A 17878-nucleotide genomic window follows, 5' to 3' on the forward strand; every position below is an offset into this window, starting at 1 on the left:
TCGGCAACACCCGATTGGCCCTGGGCTGTGACGCCGTGTCACTGGAAAATCTAAATCGATTAGATTATATCCACGCGTACACCAGCGAGCGGCGTCAGAGCGGACAGACCATGACCAGCCAGATCATTCCCGTCGACCCTTTCGACTTCATCATTTTCGGCGGCACCGGCGATCTGTCGGAACGCAAGCTTTTGCCGTCACTCTATCATCGCCAGCGCGGCCATCAGTTTTCCGAACCGACGCGCATCATTGGCACGTCGCGCTCGAAAATGACCGACGAGGAATTCCAGGCTTTCGCCAGGCAGGCGATTTCCGACCATGTGAAACCGGCCGATATCGACGCCGCGGAGCTGGAGACGTTCCTTGCCCGGCTTTCCTACGTCTCGGCTGACGCGACGACCGGCGCTGGCTTCGACAAATTGAAGACGGCGATCGGCGACAGCGAATGCATCCGCGCCTTCTACCTGGCGGTTGCGCCGGCGCTGTTCGGCGACATCTCGCACAAGCTGAAAGAGAACGGGCTGATCACGCCGAACTCGCGCATCGTGCTGGAAAAACCGATCGGGCGCGATCTCGCCTCGGCGCGCCAGCTCAATGATGTGGTCGGCGACGATTTCCATGAAAGCCAGATTTTCCGCATCGATCACTATCTCGGCAAGGAAACGGTGCAGAACCTGATGGCGCTGCGCTTTGCCAATGCGCTCTACGAGCCGCTGTGGAATTCCGCCAATGTCGATCATGTGCAGATCACCGTGGCCGAGACCGTCGGCCTCGAAGACCGCGTCACCTATTACGACAAGGCGGGCGCGTTGCGCGACATGGTTCAGAACCACATGCTGCAGCTTCTCTGCCTCGTCGCCATGGAGGCGCCGTCGTCGATGGACGCCGACGCGGTGCGCGACGAAAAGCTGAAGGTTCTGCGCGCGCTGAAACGCATCAACGGCAATGAAGCGCCCAAGCACACGGTACGCGGCCAATACCGTGCCGGGGCCTCGGCCGGCGGGCCGGTGAAAGGCTATGTCGAGGAGCTCGGCAAGAACAGCAACACCGAGACCTTCGTTGCGCTCAAGGCCGAAATCGGCAACTGGCGCTGGGCGGGCGTGCCGTTCTACCTCAGGACGGGCAAGCGGCTGGCGACACGCGTTTCGGAGATCGTCATCGAATTCAAGCCGATCCCGCATTCGATCTTCGGCGACAGCGCCGGGCCGATCTCGGCCAACCAGCTGGTCATCCGGCTGCAGCCCGACGAAGGCGTCAAGCAGTTCATCATGATCAAGGATCCGGGGCCTGGCGGCATGCGGCTGCGCCAGATCCCGCTCGATATGAGCTTCGCGCAATCCTTCGACGGCCGCGCCCCCGACGCCTACGAAAGACTGATCATGGACGTCATCCGTGGCAACCAGACGCTGTTCATGCGCCGCGACGAGGTCGAGGCGGCGTGGAAATGGATCGACCCGATCCAGGACGCATGGGAAGGCGCCAGGCAGGAGGCGCAGGGCTATACCGCCGGTACATGGGGCCCCTCTGCCTCGATTGCGCTGATCGAACGCGACGGGCGGACATGGCACGAGAGCAATTGAACAGCGACGCCTACAACTGGCACGCATTTGCCGAACGCCAGGATCTGGCGGCTGCACTTGCCGGCCACGTCGCAGGCCGCCTGACCGCTGCGATCGCTGAGCGCGGCACGGCATTGCTCGCCGTTTCCGGCGGCACGACGCCGGCGAAATTTTTCGCATCGCTTTCGAGCATCCCGATCGCCTGGAACAAGGTCACGGTGACGCTGGTCGACGAGCGTTGCGTGCCGGTCTCCTCGCCGCGCTCCAACGCCGGGCTGGTCGCCGCCAATCTTTTGCAACACGCCGCCGCAGCCGCACGTTTCGTGCCGCTCTACCAAGAGGCAGAAAGCGTCGGCAATACGTCGGAGGCCGATAGCAGGATGTTGCGGTCGCTGCCCTGGCCGCTCGATGTGGTCGTGCTTGGCATGGGAACCGATGGCCATACCGCGTCGTTTTTTCCTGACGCCGACAATCTGGAAACACTGCTCGACCCGTCGTCGGAAAGGGTCGTGCTCCCGGTTCACGCGACAAGCGCCGGCGAGCCGCGGCTGACGCTGTCGCTGGCGCGGATCGTCAGGGCCGGCTTCGTCGCGCTGCACATCGAGGGTGAGGACAAGCGCAAGGCATTCGAAAGCGCGATGGCATCGGAAACGCGAAAGCCCATTCGCGCCGTGCTCGACGCAGCCGAGAGACCCGTACAGGTTTTCTGGGCACCCTGATTTCAACTTGCCAAGGGGTCCCGCACGGACCGTGTTTGCGGAACCTCGCCTGAAAGGACCGACGCCATGACCGCGAGACGCGACATCGAAGCCATCACCGAGCGCATCCGCCAACGCTCCAGGCCGGGGCGCGAGGCCTATCTCGGCCGCATCGCCGAGGCATCGAGCCGCACCGCCAACCGGGCCGTGCTGTCCTGCGGCAACCTCGCCCACGGCTTTGCCGTGTGCAGCCCTTCGGAAAAGCTGGCATTGGGCGGCGACCGCGTGCCGAACCTCGGCATCATCACCTCCTATAACGACATGCTGTCGGCGCATCAGCCTTTCGAGACATTTCCGGCGCTGATCAAGGACGCGGCGCGCGAGGCCGGCGGCATTGCCCAGGTCGCCGGCGGCGTGCCGGCGATGTGCGACGGCGTCACCCAGGGCCAGCCCGGCATGGAGCTGTCGCTGTTCTCGCGCGACGTGATCGCCATGGCGGCGGCGATCGGCCTGTCGCACAACATGTTCGACGCCGCCGTCCATCTCGGCGTCTGCGACAAGATCGTGCCGGGGCTGGTGATCGCGGCGCTGACCTTCGGCCATCTGCCGGCGGTGTTCATCCCGGCCGGGCCGATGACGACGGGCCTGCCCAACGACGAGAAAGCCAAGGTCCGCCAGCTCTATGCCGAAGGCAAGGCAGGACGGGCCGAGCTGCTCGAGGCCGAGTCCAAATCCTATCACGGGCCGGGAACCTGCACCTTCTACGGCACGGCGAACTCCAACCAGATGCTGATGGAGATCATGGGCCTGCACACGCCGGGCGCCTCCTTCGTCAACCCCGGCACGCCGTTGCGCGATGCGCTGACCCGGGAGGCGACGAAGCGGGCGCTGGCCATCACCGCGCTCGGCAATGCCTACACGCCGGTTGGCCGGATGATCGACGAGCGCTCGTTCGTCAACGGCATCGTCGGCCTGCACGCCACCGGCGGATCGACCAATCACACCATCCACCTGATCGCCATGGCGGCCGCGGCCGGCATCGCCATTAGCTGGCAGGATATTTCCGATCTTTCGGAAGCCGTGCCGCTGCTGGCGCGGGTCTATCCGAACGGCCTTGCCGACGTGAACCATTTCCACGCAGCCGGCGGGCTCGGCTTCCTGATCCGCGAACTGCTCGACGAGGGAATATTGCACGAGGACGTCCAGACGGTTTGGGGCGAAGGGCTGCGACCTTATGCGGTCGAGGCCAAGCTCGGCGCCGATGGCGGCGTGGTGCGCGAGGCCTCGCCCCGCGAAAGCGGCGACGAGAAGGTCCTGGCGCCGTTCAAGAAGGCGTTCCAGCCGACGGGTGGGCTGAAAATGCTGTCAGGCAATCTCGGCCACGCCGTCATCAAGACTTCCGCCGTGAAACCGGAGCGGCGCATCATCGAGGCGCCGGCCAAGGTTTTCGACAGCCAGCAAGGGCTCAACGAGGCGTTCAAGGCCGGCACGTTGACCGGCGATTTCATCGCCGTCATCCGCTTCCAGGGGCCGAAAGCCAACGGCATGCCGGAGTTGCACAAGCTGACCACCGTGCTCGGCGTCCTGCAGGATCGCGGCCAGCATGTGGCGCTGGTCACCGACGGGCGCATGTCGGGAGCCAGCGGCAAGGTGCCGGCGGCGATCCATGTGACGCCGGAGGCGGTCGAGGACGGGCCGATCGCCAGGATCCATGACGGCGACATCATCAGGCTCGACGCCGACGCCGGTACGCTGGAAGTCTTGGTGCCGGCAGGCGATTTCGCGCTGCGCCGGGCAGCGGACAGCGATCTTGTCGGCAATGAATTCGGTTTTGGCCGCGAGCTTTTCGCCGGGTTGCGGCAAATGGTCGGCCGTGCCGACCACGGCGCCAGCGCATTCGCAAACAACGTGGCGGAATACGCGCTGCAGTGAATAAGGGCGGCTAGCTGCCACCCTTTTGATGGTTGTCGATTGCCACGCTATTTTGTCCTTTTGGCCACTACGCTGCCCTGTTCAGGGCAGCCATGCTGTCCTATCTCCTTAAGAAGGGCATTAAACACATCGAGGGATGCAGTGTTGAGTGGTTCTGCGTCGTTAGGGAACGGCAAAGGTCGACCCGTTCCAGTCGTCCAGATTCGCTCGCGCTACGGAATAAGTTGACCCTTTTGAGACCTTCCGGAGTCGAATTCTCGTCTTGGAAGCCGACATTGGCCGGAACCAGCATTCGTGACCCAAAGACGACTGACATCTGCCGCGACGTGGACGGCAGCTTTGCGCCCAAAATCGGACGTTGAGATCAGCATTGCCCCTTCCTGAAAGCCGACATCCCAAGAACCTCGCTTAGGGTCGTGGTTGCGCCATTTCGCGACGTTCATGGCGCATCTACAAACCTGACGTTCGCGCTATGACTTGATGGAGACCCAAAGCGGCCGTCCGATGCTGCGAGCCTGATGACATGGGCCGACCCTTCGCAGAGAACGGACTGAAGAATAGCCGCGCTGCCGCAGCAAGGGGTTTGCGAGATCGACCGCTCCCCAAAACCACAACCGCGCCTATTGGCGGAGTACCGAATCGGCCGGCTGAGCCGTCATTATCGGATCGGCATGACGATGCACAATCTTCCAGAGACCATCTTCTGGGCGAAAGACGCTCGTCACGCGTAACGCTAGAGGTGTGACATCGCTCCGACCGCCAACCTTGGACCTGAGCTGCTCTACTTCGACGAGGTATGCCAGCTCAGACGTCACACACTTCGCTATGCTCTCGAAGCCGGTAGCGTCGCCGTCCCTGTAATTCGATGCCGCTTGCTCCATCGTCTCAGCGACCTGCTTCCATCCATGCGCGAAAGGGCCAAAGGGATTGCCCAGTGTTACATCGTCTCGTTGGGAAAAGAGCTTCTTCGCAGGCGCGGGGTTTCCTTTCATGAACTCATCCAGGGCTAGGTGATATTTTTCAACTGCTTGATCGAAATCATTGGCGTCGAGAGACACGTCATCCTCCCTGTCGTTTTATTTCTGATCCGGACTGGCGACTCCTGCAGGTTCAACATTCTGTGTGTCCGCAGCGGTGAGGCATTTCACTAACTGCGGCGCAGCGCGGGTTGGCTTGGTCAGTATAGCAGGGCCAAGACAAGTTTCGCGACAGCGCTTTGAGACGGCTCGGCAAATGGCCGGTTTCCACCCGACCGCGATGTAGAACGCTCCGCGGCTGTACGGCAGAACGAATCCTTCGGCTGGCTCGGTCGCGCCATTTGCTGACCTTCATGGCGCTGCTCCAAACCTGCCGTTCGCGCTACGACCTGATCCGACCCTTCCATGCCCTTCCTTCTGGGCAGCGCTACGACAATCCGTGACCCAATCACGACAGCCGAAATCACAGCGGCAGAGCATCGAAAGACCGCTCCTGGCGCGACCTTCCCGTTCGGAATGATCCGAGGCGGTCATGCCCCAGTGGCAAATTCCAACGTCTCCGGGACCAGCTTTCTTAATATCGCCAATGGGCCACGATTTTTGGCAGAAGGAGAGAGAGAGGGAGCCTGAGCTGCCGAGCTCCGCTTCCGTTGATGTGGTTTGCATTTATCCGCGTGAGGTAAAGCTCGCGCTTCTATTCCGGGCAACAACTGTGTGCGAGGTGCAAAGTAGCCGGCTGAGCCGCATTTCACTTCTTGCGCGGATCGTCAGCCGGGTTGATGTAAGTAATACGAAACGGTCCGACGAAATGAACCTCGATGATAGTCTCTTCGCCTCCCGTCCAGACGTAATGCGCTTGATTTGCTGGCAGCGCGTGGAAGGCTCCGGGTTTTAGCAGGTCGCCAGTCTTTTCGCCCTTTTCGCCGACTCCAAAGCCAATGCTGCCGCTGACCAGGGTGATGGTCTCGGCATACGGGTGAGTGTGGGGCGGAATCTGATAGTTGGGCGGAAACTTGGAGCGTGTGACAACCACTTCGCCAGTCTTTGTCGGATCGCCCGTCAAGACAGCGACTTTAGCCCCTTTTGGCAGGCTAGGATTATCCTTCCATACCAGCTTGTCAGGCGTAAGCAGGGTCACGTCCATATCGTCCGCGAATGCCGAACCTCCACATACGGTCAAAACTGCTGCAACTGTAATACCGAAGGCAAGTGTGGATCTGCGATTCATAGATTTCATCGCTTCCTCCATTTAGCATGTGCGTGGTGCGCACGAACAAATCATCCAGAGCCCGACCCGACCAATTGTCAAATCAACTGATCGGTGGTCGCCATCCCAGCCAACCCCCACCGTCGGGAATCGGGGCGTGAGGCGACCTTACCTGTTCCCGCTGTGTAGGTCAGGATATGGCGCGATCAAGGCGATGCGCGCTTCAGCCGCTCAGCATGTCCAGGTCGGCATTAAAGGACCGGGTCGGGTGGAATCTTGCTGTCTGAGCCGACTGCCGGAACGCACAGGCAGCGCCAGGAGCTGACGTCCGGCCGACGCCCGCCGAATGGCTCAATCCCAACGATTTTGTGCCCTTCGTTCGCAGCAATCCTCCAGCGACCCGAAAACACCATTTCCACCGTTAGGGCAAGGACTCGCATGAGCGATGGGCTGTCATTCTTGGCCTACCGCTTGCATCTAAACAGCGGTTGCAGATTCCGAGCGCACAGTCGCTTGCATATCGCGGTGACCTCTCCAGCGATTTCAGCGGATGCATCATTCGGGCCCCAGGTGCAGGTTCATTGTCTCGGACCGATTGGTCTTGCCAGCGGCTGCAATTGCGATCAATTTCATAGACTGGAGATATACATCTCCTCGCACAGCCAACTGTCTGAAAGGGAGCTGCGGCCGCAGGATCACAGGGGCAGGGAGGAAGGGATGCGAGCGTCTCGGAGCCGAGAGGGTGTATCGTTGGCCCGCATCAATGCTATTTGCAGGTTATTGCTGCTCATGGTCACGGCGCTCGTTGTCGGTTTGCCCCAACCCGCACAGCCGACCGAGCTGGATGGCGATCCGTTGAGATTGTTGCTGTGGCAAGCGCCAAGCACACTGAACCCACACCAAGCGCCGGGCATCAAGGATCAAACGGCAAGCCGTATCGTCTACGAGCCACTGGCCAGCTTCGACGCAGAGGGCCGGCTGGTGCACTTTCTCGCAGCCGAGATTCCATCGCTTGAGAATGGCCAGGTCGCGCCCGATGGCAGATCGGTCACATGGAAGCTTAGGCCGGGCATCAAGTGGTCCGACGGCGTGCCGTTCACCGCGAAGGATGTCCTTTTCACCTACCAATACATAGTGAACGAGGACGTGGGCTCGTCGAGCGCGGGCTCGTACAAATCAGTCGCGAAGGTGGAGGCGCTCGACAACTTAACGGTCAAGGTCACCTTCAAGGACGTCAATCCCGCCTGGTCGCTGCCCTTCGTCGGCGTGCAGGGAATGATTATTCCGGAACACGTATTCGGCCAGTACAATAACAAAGATGCCGCCAGCGCTCCGGCAAACCTCGCCCCGGTGGGCACCGGTCCTTACCGACTCAAGGAGTTCCGGACGGAGGACGTCCTTCTCATCGGCGAGGACGTCGTCAACACGGTCAAGATCATCTTCGAGCCAAATCCCGAGTATCGTGATCGTGACAGCCTGGCGTTCAAGCAGGTGACGCTTCAGGGCGGTGGCGACGCCAGAACCGCTGCAAACGCCGTGAGCGAAGGCATCGTCGACTACGCGTGGAACCTTCAGGTCGGCGAGGCTGACCTTCGAAGCCTTGAAACCAAGGGCGTTGGTAGGGTCGAGTTGTATTGGGGATCCTATGTCGAACGCATCATGCTCAATTTCACCGATCCCAGACGGGAAACCGCCGACGGCGAACGCGCGAGCGTGGAGTTCCCGCATCCAATCCTGACCGACAGGCGCGTCCGGCAGGCGCTGGCCGCCGCCGTTGACCGGCGGAAAGCTGCCGAACTGCACGGCAGGAGTGGCCGCGCCACCGCCAATCTCCTAGTCGCACCGGCCGCCTTCGCCTCGCCGAACACGAAATGGGAGTTCAATCTCGATAACGGGCGCTCTGCTGGACGAAGCCGGATGGCGCGACACCGATGGCGACGGCGTCCGCGACAAGGACGGCGTCCCGCTGGCGCTGGTGTTTCAGACCAGCATCAACCCGGTGCGGGAGGCGACCCAGGACTTCATAAAGGCGGACTTCGGCTCGATCGGAGTCCGGGTGGAAAACAAGCTGATCGATTCCAGCATCTTCCTGGGGTCGTCGCCCGTCAATACGAACACCAGACGGCACTTCTATGCGGACCTCGAGGAGTTCGCTTACGGCAACAAGGGCCCCGATCCCGGCAGCTACATGATCGGCTGGACCTGCGCCGAAGCAGCACAGAAGAAAAACAACTGGTCGGGAACGAATTGGGCCCGCTATTGCAATCCCGAGTATGATGCGCAGTTCCAGGCGTCGGCGACCGAAGTCGATCCGGAGAAACGGGGCGCGCTGTTCATGGCGATGAACGATCTCCTGATCGCCGATGCCGCGGTCATTCCGCTCATCGAATGGGCTTATACTTCGGGCCTGCGCAATGACATAGCCGGCTACGATCCTACCCCTTGGGACGCTGAAACCTGGGACATAGCGAAGTGGCATCGCAAGAAGTGATCGGAGGCGGCCGGGACGCAGAAGGCATCCAAGCGGATGGGAAGTCGGGGCAAATTCGGCAGTTGTACACCGCTCCCTTGGGGAAACTGACCGCTTGGGTCGCGGCGGCGCTGCGCAAGCTCAACATTGGCGGCAAGCTTACAGTCGGCTTTGGCATCCTGGTCGCTTTAATGCTGCTTGTCGTCGGGTTGAACTACCTGGGAAGCATAGCGGCCGTTCGCAACATCAACAGAACCACCGATCTCAGCGCGCCAAGCGCGGTTGCATCGGCTCGGGCTCAAGCGAATCTGCTCCGCATGCTGGGCGAGGTCCGAGGTTATCTGGCACTTGGCGACGAATCCTATCGGGATGACTATCGGCTGGCCAACGAGGCCTTCCTTGGCGACATGCGCGAGCTCGAGGGTCTCCTGCGCGCAAAGGGGGAGTCGCCAGCCGGGCGCAGCAATGCCGAGCTCGGCATGCAAGAAATCGGTCAACTGTTGGCTGAATGGAAACCACTGTCCGAGCAGCTATTCGAACTGCGTAACGACCAGCTGCGCAGGGAACCCGCGCTCAAGATCCTTGTGAGCGATGCCAACCCGCTCATAGCGACGGTGGTGGCGTCGGCCAAAGCCATGATGCTGGCCCAGCAGAACCGTGATCCGACGGCTGCCAATACGGCGCTCCTGGCCGACCTGGCCTCGTTCCAGAGCTCCTTCTACGCGATGGTCGCTGGGCTGCGCGGCTATGTCACCACTGGACGGGAGAGCTTCAAATATGAGTATCAGGCCAACCTTAATATCAATGAAGGGGCCTGGTCCAACATCGCGAAAGAGGGCACCACGCTTGCGGCTAACCAGACTGTATTGATCGATAGAATGGCCAAGAGCCGGACTGCATTCCTCGAGCTGCCCGCGCGGATGTTCGAGGCGGTGGAGGGCGAACACGCACGCGAGGACCTTTATCTGTTCCGCACGAAGGCAGTGCCGATCGCAGAGCGCATGCTCGCGCTCCTCGACGCTGTCGCCACTCAAGAGCAGCAGCGGCTTCAAGTCGACCTCGCGGGCGGCCGGGACCAGCTCGAACGTGCGCAACAAATAATCCTGACCGTCGGGGCAGCAGCCGTTTTGTCGGGCTTACTGCTTGGCCTGATATTCCGGGACAGTATCGCCGGACCGATCCAGCGACTGACCGGTGTCGCCGATCGCGTGCGCAGAGGCGACCTCGCGGCCCGCGCGAAGGTCGAGTCAGGCGATGAAATCGGCAAGCTCGCTGCCAGCTTCAACAGCATGACCGTGCAACTGGCTTCGAACATTGGAGACCTCGAGAACCGCCGCAGAGAGCAGGAGAACCTCGCCAGACGGTTTCGCCGCCAGAGCGAATATCTGGGCGCCTTGCATGAGACGTCGCTCGGGTTGATCGCGAGGCTCGATCTTGCCGAGCTTCTGTCGGATCTCACGAGTCGAGCAGCGCAGTTGCTGGGTACCGAGCACGGCTACGTCTACCTGGTTGACGAGGCCGGTGAATCTCTCGAGCGCAAGGTCGGAGTCGGGGTCTACGCCACGCATATCGGCCAGAGGCTGGTGATAAACGAAGGGGTAGCCGGCACGGTGTGGAATACTGGCGAGCCTCTCGTGATCACCGACTATCAGAACTGGCCGGGACGGGCCGCTGCCGCAGCCCAAATGGACATCACTATTCGGGCGATCATGGGGGTGCCGCTCAAGTCCGGCGACACGGTCGTTGGCGTGCTCGGCATTGCTTACGACGACGCCTCGGCGCTCGACTTCGGCGAGGAAGAGGTCGAGTTGTTGAAGCGCTTTGGACAGCTCGCCTCGATCGCGCTGGAAAACGCTCAACTTCACACTGCAACGGCGGCTGCCAGGCGCGAGGCGGAGGAAGCGAGCAATCGCGTCGGCGAACAGAACCGCATGCTCGAATCGCTTTCCAGCAAGCTGTCCAAGTATCTCTCGCCGCAGGTTTATTCATCGATCTTCTCGGGCAAACGGAACGTCGAGATTTCTTCATCGAGAAAGAAACTCACCGTGTTCTTTTCCGACATTGCCGACTTTACCGCGACGACGGACAAACTCGAGTCCGAGGAATTGACAGAACTGCTCAATCAGTACCTGACCGAGATGGCGAAGATCGCCTTGGAGCACGGCGCAACCATCGACAAGTATGTTGGGGACGCCATCCTCGCCTTCTTCGGCGACCCCGAGACCAAAGGCACCAGAGAGGATGCGCTCGCCTGCGTCAGCATGGCGATCGCGATGCAGAGACGCATGAAGGAGCTGCAGAGAGAGTGGGTGGACGCAGGCTATAAACTGCCCTTCCATCTGCGTATCGGAATCAACACCGGCTACTGCACAGTCGGCAATTTCGGCAGTGAGGACCGGATGGACTACACCATCATTGGGGGAGAGGTGAATCTCGCCTCGCGTCTTCAGGCACATGCCGACCTTGGCGGCATCCTGCTGGCGCATGAGACCTGGGCGCTTGTCAAGGACGACATCGAGTCAGAGGAGCTGACGCCGCTGACCATCAAAGGCTTTTCGGAACCGGTTCGGTCATATCGGGTGCTTGGAATTCGGGGCGATCAACCGACTCCCGCGCCGGTGCTCCGCCACATCCAGGAAGGATTGCGGGTCGAGATCGACGTGCCCTTCCTGAAAGGCGCTAGCCGAGCCGAAGCCATCAAGGTGCTTGAAGAATTTACTACGCAACTACGGAACTGAACGCTCGAGACGAACGCTGAGTGCCTTGGTCGCTCGCGAAAAAAAGCTGCCGTTCGCGCAACGGATCGAGTCGACCCGCTCCAGTCGTTGGGATTCGAGCACGCAAACGGCACAAGTTGACTCAAAGCGGTCATGCACGCGGCCGTTATCGTCGCCCGCCAGCCAACCTGTATTCGACGTCTACCTCGATGATGCCGCCAGTATCCCCGAGGTCGCTCCGTACTTCCTCGCGCACGGCTTTGCGCGCCTCCGCGGAAAGCGAGACAAATGCTTGCCCAGCCGAGCCCGCACCTTTCTCGAAGGGTTCGAAGTATGCATCAAAGGAAGGCAGCACGAAGCGATGCATCTCGGTGGTGATCTCCACGTCCCGGAAATCCGCGACCTCGAGCAGCGACCTCAATTTCATTTCGTCGCCAAGCGAAAATACGCGGGCGGCGGCGGCCGCTAACGATGGCACGTGCCGTGCAATGGCGAGGTTAATGCGAGTGTTATAGGACCGTCCTGGCACTGTGTTGACTGAAACCGCGACGCGCCCACCGGGACGAAGTACGCGACGAAACTCGGCAAGTCCGCGCAGCGGGTCGGGGAAGAACATCAGTCCGAGGCTGCACACGACCGCATCGAAGCTTTCGTCGGGAAATGAAAGTGCCTGGCCATCCTCGACCGCCACCGAAGCGTTTTTTGCGTGGCCAAGGCGTCCGCGCGACTTCTCGACCATTGCGGGCGACAAGTCGGCGGCAATGACGTGGCCGGTTGGGCCAACGATATTTAGGGCCGCTTCGGCTGCGAGACCTGTGCCCGCGGCGATGTCGAGGACGCGCATACCCGGCGCGATGTGAGCCGCGCGAAGTAGGTAGGGTGCGAAGTGTGTCGTGACGCGCGCGAAGGCACCGTCGTAACCGGCCGCAGCTTCATCCCTGTATGTCAGTTCCTCTGCCACTCGGGCGAGTCCATTTGATCGACGCTACAACAACTAGGCTAGGACAATGCCGAAGGCTACTCTTTGGATTTGAATGTCCGTCCTTGGGACACTCCTTAACCGTTCGGATCGGCGGCAAGTAACGTGAACTTCCCACCCGATCCGGTCCTTTAATGCCGCTCTGGACATACTGAGCGGCTGAAGCGTGCATCGCCTTGATCACGCCATCTTTGGGCATTCACGATACGAACGCGAAACGCCGCATTCGTCACCCACTCCGCGCGTAGCCTACGGCCGGGGCAAGAGGCGCGGTGTTCCGCAACCTCAAAGGACGAACTATCGTTTGCGGACCGCGAAGCCATCCGCATGCCTTCCGGTGAACTCGTCGCGTGGTGTAAATTTTCAATGTCCGATTTGCGGCTACTTACTCCGGCAATCCGGCGTTGCGCAGGCCATCGAGCAGAGGTTTGAGCGCATCTCGGTGAGCATAAGGATTCACAGCGATCAGTTCCCGCGATGAGATGCTGGGTCTAAGTTCGCGAGCCTTCGCCAGCGCATGCGCAGCGAGAGCGGCATGGCCGAGATGGTCATGGGCGGCCGCCAGTGTGAGCCAAGCGGGGTGATCCTTTTTTGGCATGTTGTCCAAGGCCGCTACGACTTCGCCATATCTCCTCAGTTCCAACAAGATTTTGGCGCGAATTACCCAGAACCAGTGTGGTGGAAACGGGGTTCTCTTCAGCGCGTCGTCGATTGAAGCCAGAGCCTCCTCCGGCCGGCCGGCGTATCGCAACCAATTCGCTCGGTCCGCGCGAATTTGCGCATCGGCCGGATTGAGAGCGACGGCGCGGTCGAAATGGACGCCGGCCCGTTTGTATTCGCGGAGCCACACCATGACCATGCCGTTGGCGTGGTGGACCGTCGGATCGTTGCTGTCCAACTCCATGGCTCTTTGTGCGGCAAGTGACGCTTCGTGCAGCGTTCGTGGATCGGTGTCGAACCAGTAGCGGCCGAGGAGAGCGATCGCCAGCCAGGCGTGGGCGTGCGCAAAATCGGGATCGATCGCCGTCGCGCGGGAAAAAAGCGGAACGGCCTCCTTCTCCATGTTGGCGTCGGCCAGCTCCCGGCCCTGCAGGAAAAAGTCATAGGCCGTCCAGCTCGACGTTGGCCGCTTGCGCACCTGAAGAGCAGCTGCGGCCACCATTCGCCCCTCGAGCGTCGTCACGATTGCTGCCACGACTTCGTCCTGCACAGCAAAAATGTCGTGGCATTCGCGATCATACCGCTCCGCCCAGACGTGGTTGCCTGTCCTTGCGTCGATCAACTGTGCAGTAATGCGAATCCGCTCGCCCGCCTTCCGCACACTACCTTCGATGACGTAGTTCGCGCCCAGATCGCGGGCGGCCTGCATTGGGTTGATGCCCATCCTGGCAAGATGGAACGAAGCGTGACGCGCCGCGACGGTAAGATTTCTGAACCGCGACAACTCGGTGGTGATGTCCTCCGTGATGCCGTCCGAAAGGTATTGTTGACTGGGATCGCCGCTCAGATTGTCGAATGGCAAAACGGCAATGGAGGGCCTGGCAGCAGACGTCGTTGCGGCCCGCCCGCCCACTTGACCAGTACTCGTTTCCACACGGTAAACCCGCACCGGTCTGACGATATTCTTGAGCGCCACCTCGCCCATGTCCTCGAAGGCAGCGTTGCCTTTGCCTCGCAATTCCTCATGAACCTTGGCCGAGACGCAGACCCCGCCTGGCTCTGCCAAGGCTTCGAGGCGAGCCGCAACGTTCACACCGTCGCCATAGATGTCCGAGCCCTCACCGATCACGTCGCCCAGATTGATGCCGATACGCAGCAATATGCGGCGGTGCTCGGTGACGGATTGGTTGGCCTCCGCCATTTTGGCCTGTAGTTCGACTGCAGCCTCGACCGCGTTCACCGCGCTGGTGAACTCCATCAGCACGCCGTCGCCCATAAGCTTGACGATCCGCCCGCCGCGATCGCGAACGATCGGCTCCAGGATCGCCTTGCGCCGCTCCTTCAGTGCCGCCAGCGTACCCGCCTCATCCGCCTCCATCATTCGGCTGTAGCCGACCACGTCGGCCACAGCGATGGCGGCAAGACGGCGTCTGACGCGTTCATCAGCCATTAAGTGATCGCCTCACTGGTTGGATCGATGATATTTGCGCCGCACGGAGGAGTCCATCGTGGCCAGCAACGAGAACGGCTACCTGGGTGGAATGATGGTCTCCTACCCCTTCGGGACATTGAGCCTTCAACAGTCAATGACTGCTTCGGGTCATCAGTGCTGGTGGCCGCGAATGTCGGCTATCGGGCAGAAAAACGGGTTGATGAAGGTCGGCTTGGGGTCAGGTCACGACGATGCCCACACCAACCTGAATGTCCGATCTTGAATATTCGCAGCCCAAAGCTGCCGGTCTGCTCTCGGCCCCATTGCGGTCATTCAAGGGCTTGCTACGGAGTGACCGCTTCTGGCGCGACCTGCTCGTTCTGGCAGATGAGCCGAACAGCAGCGTCGCCGCGTGACGTTCGCGACATTCGCATCGCGGCCGCTTCAACGGCTTGATGTCGCCTTATTTGGTGTTGGAGCAAGCTATCGTGCTAAGATCGCTGGTCGGCACCGTGCTACCTCTAAGGCAACGCGGCTGCAAGTGCCGGCTCGTACGCATGAGTATACTGCCAAGGCTGACCGCAGAAGACAATGCATAGATTTTCTTGCCGCAGATTTTCGCAAAAGCAAGGAGACGTTCATGAGCGCAAGTGGCCGATATCTCCGGAGCCTGATGGCATGCATGCTTGCCTGTGTCTTCTGGGTGGATACCGCTTCAGCGCAGTCGAATAACGCCGGCTGTACGTTCCGACTGGTAGCAGGTACGTCCCGACAAATTCTGAGATGCCGGGAAGGCCTTACCATCATTGCGGAAGATGGCGCTCGTTTTACACTGGTGGACCGTGATCGAAATGGTAGTGCCGATGCGGTCAGATTACGGCGCAAGGCGCTGTTGCTCGATGCTCCAGCCGGCAGGGTCCGGGGTAGCTTCGCTGTCGTCACCCCGCAGGCGATCGCCGCGGTGCGAGGTACAAAATGGGCAGTCGACGTTGCCCGAGGCAAGACGTCTGTCTTCGTCGTCAAAGGTCGCGTCGCCGTGCAAAGGCCGGCGTCCAATGCTGGCGTAGTCCTCGGGCCGGGCGAAGGCGTCGATGTGGAAGCCGGAACAGGCGCACTGACGGTCAAGCGCTGGCCCGCCGCACGTGTTTCGGCTTTGATGGCCCGTTTCGGTCAGTAAGCTAAATGAGCGGGCGAGCGCTTCAGACGCTGATCGCGCTCGTCCTGGCGGGTCTTTGGGGGGCCGGGCTTGGCTTTGCGCACTGGCGCGGCAACATGTGGTCCCTCGATCGCGTCGAAGCAACGATGACGGACCTTCGAACGCTTGTTCGGGGAACGGCAAAGCCGCCGGAGCTGATTACCATTGTCGCAATAGACGACGAAGCGGTCCGAAACGACGGCCGCTATCCCCTCAGCCGCGCCACGCTTGCCCGGATTGTCGATACGATAGCTCGCTTTGGACCGAAAGCCATTGCGGTCGACCTGCTGCTGGTCGATCCCGGGACAAAAGATGATGATGAGGCGCTCGCGCGTTCGCTGCGTGGAACTTCAAGCGTAATCGCTGCTGCAGCGGTCTACTCGGGAGGTAAACAATCGATTGCAGTCGAGGGCGATGGCCCTCTCGCCCGAGTGCCGAATGCCGAGCGGTTTTTGTGGCCCCTGAAAGCGTTCTCGGATATCGCCGCTGTCGGCGTCGTGAACGTGGTTACCGACTGGACGGGAACGCCTCGGTTCGTCCCGTTGCTGTTTCGGGCCGGAGATCGGACTGAAGCGTCTTTCTCCCTGCGCGTTGCCACCATGGCGGTGGGAGAGGATCCGGGAATAGCGCCCGACTATCTATCTCTGGGCGGACAGCGGATTCGGACGGACATTGGTCACATACTCCCTCTGACATTCTATGGCCCCCGCGGCACGATCCGCACGATAAGCGCCACGACGGTGCTGGGCGGCCAAGTCGATGGCGGCATTATTCGGGATCGAATTGTTGTGATCGGAGCAACTGCAACCGGCGCCGGCGATGTTTTCCCGACACCGTTTGATCCCGTGCTCCCAGGCGTCGAGGTCATGTCGACGGCCATTGCCCATCTGATGACCGGCGATGGCATAGTGCGAGATAAGTACGTTCGCCTTGCAGATGCCGGCTTTGCAGTGGTGCTGCCAGTGGTTCTTGTGGGGCTGTTGGCATGGCGTCGCAACGCCATCGGCCTTGCAGCGATCGTTGGCGTGGTTGTGATCTGGTTCGTGGTCAATATGACCGCATTCTCACACCATATCTGGCTGAGCGCGGCGTTGCCGATGGCCGCCGCCGTTCCGCCGGCTATTTTGTTCGGGGCCGCGCAGCTTTGGTTGGGCAGGAACCAGGCCCAGTATTTCGCCACGCAGAGCGAATTGCTTCAACGAGTTGAGGCCCCGGGCTTTGCGGGGTGGCTCGCTAAGCATGGCGACTTTCTCCTGGAACCTGTCCGGAGGGACGCCGCCATCATATTCATTGACCTGTCCGGTTTCACCGGACTGAGCGAAACATTGGGGCCGAACGCCACACGCGAACTTTTGAACACGTTCCATGCGTTGGTGGACGAAGAGGTGACAAGCTGCGGTGGCGTCGTCACGAATTTCATGGGTGACGGAGCCATGATCCTGTTCGGTCTACCGGAAGCAGCGACAGATGATGCCTTCAATGCTGCCCGCTGCTGCGCAGCGCTCTCCAGCCGTACCAGCAACTGGCTCGTCTCGTTGCCCGCATCAACTGCATCTAGGCTCGGCTTCAAGATCGGAGCGCATTACGGAACAATCGTTGCGTCGCGACTCGGTGGCAAAGGCCGTCAGCACATCGCGACGACGGGTGACACGGTTAACGTCGCCAGTCGCTTGATGGAGATCGCGGCCGACCAAAATGCCGAAGTCGCAGTGAGCGACGAAATGCTGCAAGTCGCCGGCCGCGACTGCGAGTTGTTCAAATCTGGTGCTCTAAGAGGACCTGTGGAAGCACAGGTCCGCGGGCGTTCAGGCTCGCTCGCAATCTGGCTGTGGCAGAGTTCGCAGACGCTGCAGGATACCAGGCCCCGTGAACAATGATGGTACCGGAATGTCTGAATGGCGCCCGTTTGGCCGCGACACTTCGAATCCTGCCTGAGGCCTCGGCCAACCCGAACGGGAGATTCTGAAAAAATCCGCATTGACGGAAGGCAGCTTCGGGTCATGGGCGTGAATTCGGCCGGGGCGAACGAGCTTCCGCTTAAGGTCGTATCAG

General features: G+C 60.9%; 13 protein-coding genes. 9 read left to right on the plus strand and 4 right to left on the minus strand.

Features of this window, described 5'->3' with window-relative positions; genetic code table 11:
* Positions 1–110 precede the first annotated feature (110 nt).
* The 3 genes from zwf to edd all read left to right on the plus strand — a co-directional run bounded on the left by zwf (position 111) and on the right by edd (position 4189).
* Positions 111–1580 carry a glucose-6-phosphate dehydrogenase gene (gene zwf / locus AC0L2C_RS18840; protein WP_023800301.1) on the plus strand — a complete coding sequence of 490 codons (1470 nt, stop codon included), beginning with the start codon at positions 111–113 and terminating at the stop codon, positions 1578–1580.
* The gene (pgl, locus tag AC0L2C_RS18845; RefSeq protein WP_473524103.1) at positions 1562–2278 is read left to right on the plus strand and encodes a 6-phosphogluconolactonase; all 717 of its coding nucleotides are present in this window, start codon (positions 1562–1564) and stop codon (positions 2276–2278) included. Before zwf ends, pgl begins: the two co-directional genes overlap by 19 nt.
* 66 nt (positions 2279–2344) lie before the next feature.
* Positions 2345–4189 carry a phosphogluconate dehydratase gene (edd, locus tag AC0L2C_RS18850; RefSeq protein WP_473524104.1) on the plus strand — a complete coding sequence of 615 codons (1845 nt, stop codon included), beginning with the start codon at positions 2345–2347 and terminating at the stop codon, positions 4187–4189.
* A gap of 620 nt (positions 4190–4809) precedes the next feature.
* Here the strand turns inward: edd and AC0L2C_RS18855 are convergent.
* Together AC0L2C_RS18855 and AC0L2C_RS18860 are read right to left on the minus strand one after the other, a co-directional pair.
* A complete protein-coding gene (locus AC0L2C_RS18855; protein ID WP_027152611.1) occupies positions 4810–5247 on the minus strand; it encodes a YybH family protein in 438 nt (145 codons plus the stop codon).
* A 667-nt stretch (positions 5248–5914) separates the two neighbouring features.
* Complete coding sequence (locus AC0L2C_RS18860) at positions 5915–6403, minus strand: cupin domain-containing protein (protein ID WP_245277707.1); 489 nt, start codon at positions 6401–6403, stop codon at positions 5915–5917.
* A gap of 720 nt (positions 6404–7123) precedes the next feature.
* Here AC0L2C_RS18860 and AC0L2C_RS18865 point away from each other — a divergent pair.
* From AC0L2C_RS18865 to AC0L2C_RS18875, 3 genes are read left to right on the plus strand one after another with little or no spacing between them, the layout of a single operon-like run.
* The gene (locus AC0L2C_RS18865) at positions 7124–8650 is read left to right on the plus strand and encodes a peptide ABC transporter substrate-binding protein (protein WP_473524105.1); all 1527 of its coding nucleotides are present in this window, start codon (positions 7124–7126) and stop codon (positions 8648–8650) included.
* A gap of 58 nt (positions 8651–8708) precedes the next feature.
* The gene (locus AC0L2C_RS18870) at positions 8709–8864 is read left to right on the plus strand and encodes a hypothetical protein (RefSeq protein ID WP_287375157.1); all 156 of its coding nucleotides are present in this window, start codon (positions 8709–8711) and stop codon (positions 8862–8864) included.
* Positions 8846–11581: an adenylate/guanylate cyclase domain-containing protein gene (locus AC0L2C_RS18875; protein WP_473524106.1), complete on the plus strand. Its 2736-nt coding sequence runs from the start codon at positions 8846–8848 to the stop codon at positions 11579–11581. Before AC0L2C_RS18870 ends, AC0L2C_RS18875 begins: the two co-directional genes overlap by 19 nt.
* A 145-nt stretch (positions 11582–11726) precedes the next feature.
* On the opposite strand, the gene AC0L2C_RS18880 is transcribed toward AC0L2C_RS18875, so the two are convergent.
* Together AC0L2C_RS18880 and AC0L2C_RS18885 are read right to left on the minus strand one after the other, a co-directional pair.
* Positions 11727–12521, minus strand: coding sequence for a class I SAM-dependent methyltransferase (locus tag AC0L2C_RS18880; protein WP_128170136.1), 795 nt, complete (start codon positions 12519–12521; stop codon positions 11727–11729).
* A 403-nt stretch (positions 12522–12924) separates the two neighbouring features.
* On the minus strand, positions 12925–14607 hold the full coding sequence (locus AC0L2C_RS18885; protein WP_473524107.1) for an adenylate/guanylate cyclase domain-containing protein: 1683 nt from the start codon (positions 14605–14607) through the stop codon (positions 12925–12927).
* 100 nt (positions 14608–14707) lie between these two features.
* On the opposite strand from AC0L2C_RS18885, the gene AC0L2C_RS18890 reads away from it, so the two are divergent.
* The 3 genes from AC0L2C_RS18890 (at position 14708) to AC0L2C_RS18900 (ending at position 17703) form a co-directional block, all read left to right on the plus strand.
* The gene (locus AC0L2C_RS18890) at positions 14708–14914 is read left to right on the plus strand and encodes a hypothetical protein (RefSeq protein ID WP_023800292.1); all 207 of its coding nucleotides are present in this window, start codon (positions 14708–14710) and stop codon (positions 14912–14914) included.
* 357 nt (positions 14915–15271) lie between these two features.
* Positions 15272–15808 carry a FecR domain-containing protein gene (locus AC0L2C_RS18895; RefSeq protein WP_023800290.1) on the plus strand — a complete coding sequence of 179 codons (537 nt, stop codon included), beginning with the start codon at positions 15272–15274 and terminating at the stop codon, positions 15806–15808.
* Between the two features lie 5 nt (positions 15809–15813).
* Positions 15814–17703 (plus strand): CHASE2 domain-containing protein, encoded by a 1890-nt coding sequence (locus tag AC0L2C_RS18900; protein ID WP_473524108.1) that lies wholly within the window; start codon positions 15814–15816, stop codon positions 17701–17703.
* The last annotated feature ends 175 nt before the right edge of the window (positions 17704–17878 follow it).

Source organism: Mesorhizobium sp. WSM4845 (genome assembly GCF_055811455.1).

Coding starts and splice junctions, on each gene's coding strand:
- zwf (WP_023800301.1), top strand. CDS start 111: ATGACCAGCCAGATCATTCCCGTCGACCCTTTCGACTTCATCATTTTC.
- pgl (WP_473524103.1), top strand. CDS start 1,562: ATGGCACGAGAGCAATTGAACAGCGACGCCTACAACTGGCACGCATTT.
- edd (WP_473524104.1), top strand. CDS start 2,345: ATGACCGCGAGACGCGACATCGAAGCCATCACCGAGCGCATCCGCCAA.
- AC0L2C_RS18860 (WP_245277707.1), bottom strand. CDS start 6,403: ATGAAATCTATGAATCGCAGATCCACACTTGCCTTCGGTATTACAGTT.
- AC0L2C_RS18870 (WP_287375157.1), top strand. CDS start 8,709: ATGGCGATGAACGATCTCCTGATCGCCGATGCCGCGGTCATTCCGCTC.
- AC0L2C_RS18895 (WP_023800290.1), top strand. CDS start 15,272: ATGAGCGCAAGTGGCCGATATCTCCGGAGCCTGATGGCATGCATGCTT.
- AC0L2C_RS18900 (WP_473524108.1), top strand. CDS start 15,814: ATGAGCGGGCGAGCGCTTCAGACGCTGATCGCGCTCGTCCTGGCGGGT.